This window comes from Algibacter lectus (genome assembly GCF_900112395.1).
In the GTDB taxonomy this organism is placed as follows: Bacteria; Bacteroidota; Bacteroidia; order Flavobacteriales; family Flavobacteriaceae; genus Algibacter; species Algibacter lectus.
In genome coordinates this window covers 127,860-138,956 of the sequence record NZ_FOLN01000006.1, presented here as the reverse complement: position 1 = coordinate 138,956, position 11,097 = coordinate 127,860, and the positions used below count along the sequence as shown (strand labels likewise).

The 11,097-nt window shown below is 33.7% G+C and carries 11 protein-coding genes; 4 read left to right on the top strand and 7 right to left on the bottom strand.

Annotated elements, in window-relative coordinates:
• The first annotated feature begins 46 nt into the window (after positions 1-46).
• Positions 47-1,000, top strand: coding sequence for a tetratricopeptide repeat protein (locus tag BM246_RS11980; protein WP_074938155.1), 954 nt, complete (start codon positions 47-49; stop codon positions 998-1,000).
• A 10-nt stretch (positions 1,001-1,010) separates the two neighbouring features.
• On the opposite strand, the gene BM246_RS11975 is transcribed toward BM246_RS11980, so the two are convergent.
• The 3 genes from BM246_RS11975 to BM246_RS11965 form a co-directional block, all read right to left on the bottom strand.
• Complete coding sequence (locus tag BM246_RS11975; protein WP_074938152.1) at positions 1,011-2,006, bottom strand: DUF6695 family protein; 996 nt, start codon at positions 2,004-2,006, stop codon at positions 1,011-1,013.
• Positions 1,999-2,724, bottom strand: a complete 726-nt coding sequence (locus tag BM246_RS11970; protein WP_074938149.1) for an NRDE family protein — start codon at positions 2,722-2,724, stop codon at positions 1,999-2,001. The genes BM246_RS11975 and BM246_RS11970 overlap by 8 nt, the downstream gene beginning before the upstream one ends.
• A 123-nt stretch (positions 2,725-2,847) precedes the next feature.
• Entirely contained in the window at positions 2,848-3,360 is a 513-nt protein-coding gene (locus tag BM246_RS11965) for a lactoylglutathione lyase family protein (protein WP_042497280.1), read from the bottom strand.
• 120 nt (positions 3,361-3,480) lie between these two features.
• Between BM246_RS11965 and BM246_RS11960 the strand changes: the two genes are divergently transcribed.
• From BM246_RS11960 to BM246_RS11950, 3 genes are all read left to right on the top strand, one after another.
• Complete coding sequence (locus BM246_RS11960) at positions 3,481-3,792, top strand: winged helix-turn-helix transcriptional regulator (RefSeq protein WP_074938147.1); 312 nt, start codon at positions 3,481-3,483, stop codon at positions 3,790-3,792.
• Between the two features lie 129 nt (positions 3,793-3,921).
• Positions 3,922-5,550 carry an L-glutamate gamma-semialdehyde dehydrogenase gene (pruA, locus tag BM246_RS11955; RefSeq protein ID WP_042497287.1) on the top strand — a complete coding sequence of 543 codons (1,629 nt, stop codon included), beginning with the start codon at positions 3,922-3,924 and terminating at the stop codon, positions 5,548-5,550.
• A 329-nt stretch (positions 5,551-5,879) separates the two neighbouring features.
• Positions 5,880-6,839 (top strand): tetratricopeptide repeat protein, encoded by a 960-nt coding sequence (locus tag BM246_RS11950; RefSeq protein WP_074938144.1) that lies wholly within the window; start codon positions 5,880-5,882, stop codon positions 6,837-6,839.
• A gap of 12 nt (positions 6,840-6,851) precedes the next feature.
• On the opposite strand, the gene yidD is transcribed toward BM246_RS11950, so the two are convergent.
• The 4 genes from yidD to BM246_RS11930 form a co-directional block, all read right to left on the bottom strand.
• Positions 6,852-7,091 (bottom strand): membrane protein insertion efficiency factor YidD, encoded by a 240-nt coding sequence (gene yidD, locus BM246_RS11945; protein WP_042503093.1) that lies wholly within the window; start codon positions 7,089-7,091, stop codon positions 6,852-6,854.
• 70 nt (positions 7,092-7,161) lie between these two features.
• The gene (gene cysS, locus BM246_RS11940) at positions 7,162-8,643 is read right to left on the bottom strand and encodes a cysteine--tRNA ligase (protein ID WP_042497296.1); all 1,482 of its coding nucleotides are present in this window, start codon (positions 8,641-8,643) and stop codon (positions 7,162-7,164) included.
• Positions 8,644-8,706: 63 nt separating this feature from the next.
• Entirely contained in the window at positions 8,707-9,384 is a 678-nt protein-coding gene (gene folE / locus BM246_RS11935) for a GTP cyclohydrolase I FolE (RefSeq protein ID WP_042497298.1), read from the bottom strand.
• Positions 9,385-9,570: 186 nt separating this feature from the next.
• A complete protein-coding gene (locus BM246_RS11930) occupies positions 9,571-11,067 on the bottom strand; it encodes an OmpP1/FadL family transporter (RefSeq protein WP_074938141.1) in 1,497 nt (498 codons plus the stop codon).
• Between the last annotated feature and the right edge of the window lie 30 nt (positions 11,068-11,097).

Here is an 11,097-nt window from a genome sequence, read left to right as displayed (position 1 = left end):
TAGAGTAAGGCAGAAAGTTTAACTTTGCATTTTCGAACTAAAATCTATGAATAAATTTTTGATATTTCTGTTATTACCAATTATGGCCTTTTCTCAATCGCCTATTACCGATTTTGAAGAGCTCGTTCGTAAGAAGCACTATCAAAAAGTCGAGCCTTTACTTATTCAATATTTAGAAAATACGCCTAACGATTTGCAAGCGATTGAATTATTAGGAGATGTTTATGGACATCAAAAACAATGGGATCATGCTATTGATAATTATAAAAAACTTGTTGAAAGTAAACCTAACACAGCCAATTATCATTATAAATATGGAGGTGCTTTAGGTATGAAGGCTCTATCGGTAAGTAAGTTTACCGCATTAGGATTAATAGGCGATATTAAAGGAGCATTTTTAAAGGCCGCGGAATTAGATGCAACCCATATTGATACGCGTTGGGCTTTAGTAGAACTCTACATGCAATTACCCGGAGTTTTAGGTGGAAGTAGAAGTAAGTCTTTGCAATATGCTGAGGAACTTGAAGTGCTTTCTAAAGTAGATGGCTATTTGGCTAAAGGTTATATTTATGAATATGACGACGAACCTAAACTTGCCGAAAAATTTTATAAAATGGCTATAGCCGAAGGTGGATCGCTAAACTGTTTTGATAAGTTAACTGCTTTTTATGAAAATGAAAAAAGACCTGAAGATGCCATAAAAAATATAGAACAAGCCGAAGCTAAGCATAAGCGTAATGCATTACACTACCAAATAGGAAAAGTTGCTGCGGAATATAACGTTGAACTGGAGAAAGGAGAAGCTTGTTTAAATCAATATATTCAACATTATTCTGCGAAAGATGGTGTGCCAAAAGCTTGGGCTTATTACCGATTGGCTCAAATAGAAACCCATCAAAAAAATAAAGAAAAAGCTTTAAAGTATATTGATTTAGCAATTGCTGAGTTGCCAAAAATTAAGGTGTTCCAAAAGCAAAAAGAAGCTGTTTTAAAGCTTTAGATGTATCTGTTTAGTCGTCTATTCTGTTAAATCTATAAATAGTTTCATTTTGTTTTATATGAAAGAATTTGCAGTTAGAATAAGGCACAAATTCAAAAGTTTGATTAAAATTAAACCCTTCATTTTCAATTTTGAAAAAGGTATCTACATCTATATTTCCGTAAGGAGAAACACGCCTAAATCTATAGTTTAAAGCATTTTTCGTTTCATGCAGTTCAAACCATGCTCCAGCAGCAATGCCAGATAACCATTGCGCCTTTTGATGCGTGCCGTTAACTGGTTTGGGGGTTAAAGTACCAATGAGGTTTACTTTATGATCTTTAAGTTTATCTAAAAAACAACGTAAATTTTCACTCTTTTGCGAACCTTTAAATTTTGAAATTTTACCAGTTTCCGATACTTTAAAAACATGCGGTCCTGTATTAGCTAGTAGCACATTGCCAACCGTACTTGGTGTAAACCACTTCGAGTTTTCTATATTTTTTTGCATTTTTGGTTCTGTAACAGAGGCAATTAAAGCATCGCAAACAAAACGAGCGCAATTACTAGCATTTTTAATAAAGGCGGCATAACGAATAAAATGTTCGTTTTGCATGTTGGTAATAAACGTTCTTGCTTTTTTGTAGTCTATAACATTACAAACCGAGGCAATCAAATTACCCTCTCCATGAGTTAATTTAGGGTGTGTGGCTAAAAACTTTAAAATTTCGTCTAAATTCAATATTTTATCATCTTTAATCTCTGCTTTTAGCGGGAAATGTAATTCGTTATCAGTATCTCTACCTCGAACACGTCCGTTGGGTTCTGGGGTTATGTAACGTCCAAAATCGTGATATTCTAGAACACCTGTTTCTTTTTCAATTAAAACTAAAGCAGCATGACCAGCACGCAAATAATTCTTTTTTCCAACCCCTACAAATCTTAAAAATGGAGAAAACCATTCATCGGAAACCATAACAATGGTGTCAGGGTAGGCGAGTGTTAAAATAATTCCGGTATTATCCATTAACTATTTGAGGTGTTTTTAATGTTTTGGTAGAAATAGTTTGGTTTTGTAAACTTTCGTAACGCATACTTACGTTGCTATTTGTTTTTTTAACTTGTGTAATACTTGTGGTTTTTACTGTGCCTCGGTCCATTACGGTACCATAATCCATATTGTTTTTACCCGCCGTTTTATGAAACGTTAAAATAGATTCCGAAGTTAATACGTTTTCTTTTTTATAGTCGTTAAACCATTGTAAACGTTCGGTTTTCATGGAGGGATTGTATAACGTGGCCGACGACCAAATTTTTGGCTCTAAAGGTAGTTGTGTAAAATGTTTAGTGTTACCATCCCAAACGAGTTCGTAAAATTTTAAATTAGAATTCCAATCGGAAATTGCAATAGTAAAAGGTTCAATATCCTCGAAGTTGTAGTTTTCAATACAAATTTCAATATTGTCGGCAACTAAAAAATCTTTAGCAACTACACCGCGACTTATTCTGTATTCCGTTTTTCTTTCATGAATAACAAAACCGCCATTGAGTACGCAAATAAGTCGGTTTTTTTCACTTACGCCAATCCATGTTCCGCCAGCCAATTTATCTTTGGGGAATAAAAGGGTGGTGTTTTCAACGCTATAAAAATCGGGTTGAAGAGAAATACGATTTGGAGCTTCATCTCTATTAGAGGTTAGAACAAAGTCGTTATTCTCAGTTGGGAAAATAGTTACTGTACACATAAATTTATAGTCTGAAAACCGATTGGCAACTTACGAAAAAATGTTTCAAAATTTAAAATTTAGAAAGTCAAAAATCGGTTTTAGAGACTAAAGTAGACTTTTACGCCCTTGTATAACTAGAAATTATTTGGAGTAAGCTCCCGAAGAATAAGTTAATTCGTAGCTATGTGTGTATATTTCAAAAACAATTCCGAAAGGATCTTCTACATAGCACATTTTATAAGGTTTATCATCTGGATAATATTCGCGAATAGGCATTCTTTGTTTACCGCCGTTTTTTACAATTTTATCTATTAGTGTTTCAATGTCAGGGTCTTGTATGCAGAAATGAAACAATCCTGTATTGAAAGGATTAAATTCTGGAGCTTCTTTTACGCCATGCGGAAAGCAAAAAAGTTCGATGCCAATACCATCAGATGTAGATAAATGTGCAATTTCAAAGCTTTCCCAATCTTCACCAAAAACATCAATACACATTTGCCCGATGGCAGTATCGCTTTCTTTTTTTACTTCAGAAGGTTCCATGATAATGTACCAACCCATAACTTCTGAGTAGAATTGTACTGCTTTTTTTATATCCGGAACCGTGATTCCGATGTGTGAAAACGATTTTGGATAATTTTTATTTAAAGTCATAATTCAAAGTTTTATTATGCAAACTAAGGTTATATTTGCTAATCTGGCAATAACTTACTAAAAAGTAGTATAGTTACTAAAAGAAGTAAAATAATGATTTATAATTGATTATGTTTTAAAATGAATAAAAATAATTATTGCCCTCTTAATTATACCATGACTTTAATTGGTACAAAATGGAAACCATTAATATTATTTCATCTTTTAGAAGGTGCATTGCGTTCTGGGGTTTTACAGAAACAGATTATTGGTATTTCTAATAAAATGTTTACACAAACGGTTCGCGAATTAGAGAAAGATGGCCTCGTTATTAGAAAAGTATATCCTGTAGTGCCACCCAAAGTGGAATATACATTAAGTGAGCGCGGAAAATCTTTAGAAAATATTTTGAGAAGTTTAGATGAATGGGGAGCAAACGATTTGGATAATTAGTTAAAGCAGTTATAATAATTTATTATAAATTAACGATGTTTTATGAGTCTTTGTATCTTGAAAATCATTTTAAAATTATTAGATTTGTCGTGTATTTACTGAATATTCAATAACGAAAAATAGAAAATCATGGGAAAAGGCTTTTTTAACGTGCCAGTTGCTGTTAACGAACCTGTAAAATCTTACGCACCAGGAAGTCCTGAAAGAGCGGAAGTTTTAGAGGCTTATAAAACAATGTTTAATAGTAAAGTGGACGTTCCTTTGTACATAAACGGTGAGGACGTTGAAACGGGTAACACCAGAACAATGTCTCCTCCGCACGATCACAAACATGTGGTTGGAACTTATCACGTAGCAGAGCAAAAACATATTGATGATGCTATTGCTACTGCCCTAGAAGCTAGAAAAACATGGAGTTTACTACCTTGGGAGCAACGTGCAGGAATCTTTTTAAAGGCTGCCGAATTAATAGCAGGTCCATACCGAGCTAAAATTAATGCAGCAACCATGATTGCGCAATCTAAAAACATATACCAAGCAGAAATTGATGCAGCTTGTGAGCTTATCGACTTTTTACGTTTTAACGTACAGTTTATGTCGGATATTTACATGGAGCAACCAGAAAGCACAAGTGATGCCTGGAACCGTGTTGAGTATCGCCCACTAGAAGGTTTTACATATGCTGTAACACCATTTAACTTTACTGCTATTGCTGGAAATTTACCAGCTTGTATGGCATTAATGGGGAACGTTGTAGTTTGGAAACCTAGTGATAGCCAAGTGTATTCTGCAAAAGTTATTATGGATGTGTTTAAAGAAGCAGGTGTTCCTGCTGGCGTTATTAACGTTGTTTTTGGAGATCCAGTAATGATTACAGATACGGTATTGGCTAGTCCAGATTTTTCTGGATTACACTTTACAGGTTCTACTTATGTATTTAAAGAACTTTGGAAACAAATAGGGAATAACATCCATACTTATAAAACGTACCCAAAAATTGTTGGAGAAACAGGAGGGAAAGATTTTATTGTAGCTCACAAATCGGCAAATGCTAAGCAAGTTGCAACGGCAATTGTTCGTGGAGCATTTGAATTTCAAGGTCAAAAATGTAGTGCGGCATCTCGTGCTTACATTCCAAAAAGTTTATGGAGTGATGTAAAGAATTTTGTGATAGAAGATGTAAACTCTTTTAAAATGGGTTCTCCAGAAGATATGAGTAACTTTATTACTGCTGTTATTCACGAGGGTTCTTTTGATAAATTAGCTAAATATATTGATCAGGCTAAAGCAGATGCTGATGCAGAAATTATTGTTGGTGGAGGTTATGATAAAAGCAAAGGTTACTTTATAGAGCCAACTGTTATACTTACAACAAACCCTAAATATACAACTATGAGTACAGAGCTATTTGGCCCTGTAATTACTATTTACGTGTATGAGGATAACGCTTACGCGGAAACATTAAAGTTAGTTGATGAAACAAGTGATTATGCATTAACTGGAGCTATTTTATCTACCGATAGATATGCAGTAACTCAGGCAACTGAAGCTTTACAAAATGCGGCAGGAAACTTCTATATTAATGATAAACCAACCGGTGCCGTTGTAGGACAGCAACCATTTGGAGGCGCAAGAGCATCTGGAACTAATGATAAAGCTGGAAGTGCACAAAACTTATTACGTTGGGTGTCACCAAGAATGATAAAAGAAACGTTTGTAACACCTAAAGATTACCGTTACCCATTTTTAGGAGAATAAATCTTAAAACATATATTTTTAAAAGACCATCTAAAATTTTTAGATGGTCTTTTTTGGTTTATGAAATTTTAGTGTGAATGACATAAACTTTGTTTGAAATTGATAAATAAATCAATAAAAAGCCCCGCGTTAAGGATTGAACGGCTTGTTTGAGCTCCCCGACCATAGGAGGGAGCGAGTAGTGAAAGCCTGCCCCGAAGGGAAACGCCCGAAAAAATGAATGCCTTTGCCGAATAGAAAATGTATAGTATTATCTAAAAAATAATTACCTTTCATAAAAAATTGCAGAAGCCATATAAATGGCATATTAATTGTTGAATTAATATAATATGAAAAAATATTTTACTTTAATTTTAGTTGTTGTACCAATATTGATATTTGGTCAGGCAAATAAATTGTTTCGTCAAGCCTTAAAAACTGAAGATTTAAGCGAGCGCATTGAGCTTTTAACTCAGGTAATTAGTTTAGACTCGGATAAGTTAGATGCTTATTTTTATCGTGCAATTGCAAAAAATGACTTGGGTGATTACTCGGGAGCTATAATCGATTATTCTAAAATAATAATTACAGAGCCTGATGCCGATAGTTACTTTAATCGTGGTAATGCTCGATATAGCTTAGAAGATTTTGAAGGTGCTAGGCAGGATTATAGAGATGCTGTAAAAATAGATCCTAATTTCTTGGATGCGCTTTATAGTTTGGCTTGTGCTAATTTCGATTTAAGCGATTATACAGGAACTATTGAGGTGCTTAATGATTTGCTAAGTAAGGAGCCATATTATCCAAAAGGGTATACGTTGCGTGGTTTGGTTTTTGAGAAATTAGAGAATTACAAACAAGCCTTAAAAGATTATACAGTGGCGGTACTCATGGATCCGTCGGCAGATACGTACTACAATCGTGGTGTGTTTTTGTTGAGTATTAATTACTATAAGAAAGCAAAAAATGATTTTTCGACAGTATTACGATTGAATGAAAATAACGGGTTTGCTTATTTCTATAGAGGGACAACTCATTTGCTTTTAGGGAAATATAAAAATGCTGTTTCGGATTTTGAAACGGCGTTAAAATTTGATTCGTTAGACTTTGATGCTATGCTTGGACTTGCTATGACTTACTATAAGTTGAAAGATTTACCAAATACCAAATTATACTACAACAAGGCTAAAGATATTTTACAAAGAAATGGAAACACTGCTTCTGGAATTACGTTGTTTGAAAATACATATTGGCACAAAAATCAGTTCTATTTCTTTAATGAAAACGTAAAAGAGCTGGAAGAGCTTTAGTTTGTAAGCTGTTTATTTCTTGTCTTTTTCAGGAACAGGATCGTATCCTGAACCTCCCCAAGGATGACAGCTAAAAACACGTTTTATAGCTAACCAACCGCCTTTAAGGATGCCATGTTTTTCTAAGGCTTCTTTAGAGTATTGCGAGCAAGTAGGGTGGAACCTACAGGTTGCAGGTGTGAGTGGCGATATCAGTTTTTGATAAACCTTTATTAAGAATAGAAATGGTGCTACTAATATTTTTTTCAGCATAAGATCTAAATAAGATTATAAAACCTTAAGTTATAAAGTAGCTTTCTGAATTTCTACAAAAAAGAAAGTGTTAGTTAACCGAATAGGTTGTACCGTCTTTACCATCTTTTAGCAAGATACCGGCTTCGGCTAGTTCGTCACGAATTTTATCAGATAAAGCAAAATCTTTATTAGCTCGAGCTTCTTGTCTTAGTTTTATTAAAACATTTACAGCACCAGTTAATTTATCGGTTCCAGAATCGTTTTTAACTACGTTTTCTAAGCCTAAAACATCAAAAACGAAGATGTTCATGGTATTTGTTAAAGTTGCTAAATCTTCGGCAGAAATAGTTTCTTTACCTTCTTTTATTTGGTTAATATATTTTGCTGCTTCAAATAAATTAGCAATTAAAATCGGCGAGTTAAAATCATCGTTCATAGCATCATAGCAAGATTGTCTCCAAGCATTGATATTTATAGTTGATGCTTTTGATACTTCTAATTTTTCTAATAAATTAACAGCATCCATTAGTCTGTAAAAACCTTTTTCACTGGCTAATAAACCATCATTAGTTAAATCTAAAACACTTCTGTATGACGATTGTGCTATAAAAAATCTAATAACACTAGGCGCATATGCTTTACTGAAAAAATCGTTATTACCCGAAAGTAACTCGTCTGGATTTACCGTGTTTCCGGTAGATTTAGACATACGTTGTCCGTTTAATTCGAGCATATTGGCGTGCATCCAATAGTTTACAGGCGATTTTCCTTTGGCTGCTTCATTTTGTGCAATTTCACATTCGTGATGTGGAAATTTTAAATCCATTCCACCACCATGAATATCAAATTGCTCTCCTAAATACTTTGTACTCATGGCAGTACATTCTAAATGCCATCCAGGAAAACCATCGCTCCAAGGCGAAGGCCAACGCATAATGTGTTGAGGTTCTGCTCTTTTCCAAAGGGCAAAATCTTGTGGATTTCTCTTATCACTTTGTCCGTCGAGTTCTCTTGTATTGTGAATTAAATCTTCAAGTTTACGTTTACTTAATTTTCCGTATTCATGAGTTTCATTAAATTTATGAACATCAAAATATACAGATCCGTTTACTTCGTAACCAAAACCATTTTCGATAATGGTAGAAATTAATTCAATTTGTTCAATAATATGTCCTGTTGCCGTAGGTTCTATACTTGGCGGTAAAAAATTGAACGTGTTTAATATATTATGAAAATCTACAGTGTAGCGTTGTACTACTTCCATAGGTTCTATTTGCTCTAAGCGTGCTTTTTTAGTAATTTTATCTTCACCAGCATCTGCATCGTTTTCTAAATGTCCAGCATCTGTGATGTTCCGTACGTAGCGTACTTTATAGCCTAAATGTTTTAAATAACGAAACACCATATCGAAAGACATAAATGTTCTAACATTACCTAAGTGCACATTGCTGTAAACTGTAGGTCCACAAACATACATACCAACATAGCCAGTTTCAATAGGTGTAAAGGTTTCTTTTTTTCCTGAAAGAGAATTGTATATTTTGATAGGGTTATGCTCGAAAAGTTGCATGCGTTAAATGTTGTTAGGTTGAGATGTTGTTGATTGAAAATCGAGAGTGAATAAATTAAAAACTTAAAATTTAGTTTCTAATTTAATGTAATCTAAAAACTCTCTTCTAGTAGATTCTTCTTTAAATTTACCACCAAATTCTGAAGTTACAGTACTGCTCTCAATATCACGAATACCTCTAGAGTTTACGCATAAGTGCTTAGCATCTATAACGCAAGCAACATCGTCTGTGTTTAATACTTCTTGTAATGCTTTTACAACTTGAATTGTTAAACGCTCTTGAACTTGTGGGCGCTTTGCATAATAATCTACAACACGGTTCATTTTAGATAAACCAACTACCGTTCCGTTAGAGATATAAGCAATGTGTGCTCTTCCAACAATTGGTAATAAATGGTGTTCGCATGTTGAGTATACTGTTATGTTTTTTTCAACAAGCATTTCTCCATACTTGTATTTGTTGTCAAAAGTAGATGCTTTTGGTTTTTTCTTAGGGTCTAAGCCACCAAAAATTTCGTTTACAAACATTTTTGCAACACGATTAGGTGTACCACTCAAACTATCGTCGGTTAAATCTAACCCTAATGTTTCTAAAATGTGACGTACATCGTCTTTAATAATGTCTATTTTCTCTGAGTCAGAAAGGGTAAAAGCATCATTCCTTAAAGGCGTATCTGCTGATGTTCCAATATGGTCTTCGCCCAAAGTATCGTGTTCTTCTATATTATTATCCATTTTCATTTGCGAAAAATATCTTATTTTTAAGTCTGCAAAGATAAGTAATTCCGTTTTGTTATGTTTTATCTTAACATATAATTGTTGTTTCTACTTGGTCTGTTTTCTCTTTTAAATATTACAATTAAAATGAAAAAAGCTCGAACATTTTAAAGTTCAAGCTTTTTAAGTGTTTTAAAATTGAAATATTTACTAGATATTGAAGCTTAAAGATAGTGTAACATTAGAGTTTACTCTATCGATATCGACGGTATCAATTAGTCCAACATTGTATAATGAAGTTTGGTATGAGCGTTTAGCCTGATCGAAGGTTAAATCTAATTTTGTGTTACCAAAATTATATCCCAAACCTAAAGAGAATCCATTTAAATCTCCAACAGTAACACCATCGGTATATGGGCTTTCTTCAAATCTATAACCACCTCTAAAACTTAATTGTTTCACTTTGTACTCACCACCAAAACGGTAAGTAGAAGCAGAGGTTAATACGTTTGTAATATCTGCGTTTAAATCTGTATAATCTACTTCTGGTTTAAATGTAGTGTTGGCATAGTTTTTATTCGAATAATCGAAACTAATTAAACCTTGTTGTCCAAAAATATAAGCTATACTCCCTGTAAATTCCCCTGGTGTTTGTAGTTTGTATTCTGGGTAAATGTTAATAATGTTAGAGATAAAACCAATCTCGTCGTCTGCTTCAAGTGAATAAATCGACTGACTTGCTTCTTCTTGAATTGTATACCAAGTAGGTGAATCGTAAGCTAACCCCATACGGAGTTCTGGTGTAATTTTTAAAATAGCTCCTAATTGAAATGAAAACCCATTTCCGGTAGTAGCTAAATTGTTTTCAAATTCGACGTCGTTATTTTCAGTAAAAAAATTAGATTGTTGGTAGTCTATAAAATGAGAGTTCAAATTTATACCTAAGTATAAATTATCTTCATATTGGGTTGCAAAGTTGAAACTAATCTTTCCATTATAACCTGTAGATATTTTAGAATAAGTTTGGTTGTATGGAGATCCGCTCAAGATACTTACATAATCTATATTATCATTATTTGTAGTGTCGTCAGTATTTAATGGGTCTATGATTCCTCCCCAATATCCTAAAAAAGCTTGTTGGTATTTAAAACCAACTTCTGGAATTGCACCTATATCAGCATAAGCATTTTCTATGAATTCATCACCTTGTAGTTTTAAAACACCAAAAGGAATTACTGTATTTCTAGTATAGTCTAAAAAATATTGATCTATAGAGGTGTTGCCAATTCCTTCAGCATACCAACTATTATTATGGTCATTCGTTCTGTCGTAAGCTATGGCTAAAGTAAATTTTCTCCATGGCGAATTATTATTACTTTTAAAAACAAAAGCGGCTCCACCTTGGTTTAAATCTAATTTAGAATCGTTTGTTTTTTCAATGTTTCCAAAATAGTTTGCAGTGTTGTTTTTATCTGCACTTATTAATGAAAACGATGCGTGACTTTGACTGAATACAGCCGAGCCAGCAGGGTTTATACTTACTGCACTCAAATCACCTCCAAGAGCACCAAAGGCACCGCTTAACGCTCTAAATCTGGCGCTTCCTTGAATTTCATCTTGCGAGTAGCGTAAGGCGTCACTAATATCTTGAGCGTATATATTAGACATAGAGAATACACCTATGAATAGTAAACTTAACTTTTTCATATATAAATAGTTTTCTTTTTTTTTCTTAGA

What these genes read in the sequence shown, in the direction of transcription:
- BM246_RS11980 (WP_074938155.1), top strand. Translation starts at nt 47, where the DNA reads ATGAATAAATTTTTGATATTTCTGTTATTACCAATTATGGCCTTTTCT.
- BM246_RS11975 (WP_074938152.1), bottom strand. Translation starts at nt 2,006, where the DNA reads ATGGATAATACCGGAATTATTTTAACACTCGCCTACCCTGACACCATT.
- BM246_RS11970 (WP_074938149.1), bottom strand. Translation starts at nt 2,724, where the DNA reads ATGTGTACAGTAACTATTTTCCCAACTGAGAATAACGACTTTGTTCTA.
- BM246_RS11965 (WP_042497280.1), bottom strand. Translation starts at nt 3,360, where the DNA reads ATGACTTTAAATAAAAATTATCCAAAATCGTTTTCACACATCGGAATC.
- BM246_RS11960 (WP_074938147.1), top strand. Translation starts at nt 3,481, where the DNA reads ATGAATAAAAATAATTATTGCCCTCTTAATTATACCATGACTTTAATT.
- pruA (WP_042497287.1), top strand. Translation starts at nt 3,922, where the DNA reads ATGGGAAAAGGCTTTTTTAACGTGCCAGTTGCTGTTAACGAACCTGTA.
- BM246_RS11950 (WP_074938144.1), top strand. Translation starts at nt 5,880, where the DNA reads ATGAAAAAATATTTTACTTTAATTTTAGTTGTTGTACCAATATTGATA.
- yidD (WP_042503093.1), bottom strand. Translation starts at nt 7,091, where the DNA reads ATGCTGAAAAAAATATTAGTAGCACCATTTCTATTCTTAATAAAGGTT.
- cysS (WP_042497296.1), bottom strand. Translation starts at nt 8,643, where the DNA reads ATGCAACTTTTCGAGCATAACCCTATCAAAATATACAATTCTCTTTCA.
- folE (WP_042497298.1), bottom strand. Translation starts at nt 9,384, where the DNA reads ATGAAAATGGATAATAATATAGAAGAACACGATACTTTGGGCGAAGAC.
- BM246_RS11930 (WP_074938141.1), bottom strand. Translation starts at nt 11,067, where the DNA reads ATGAAAAAGTTAAGTTTACTATTCATAGGTGTATTCTCTATGTCTAAT.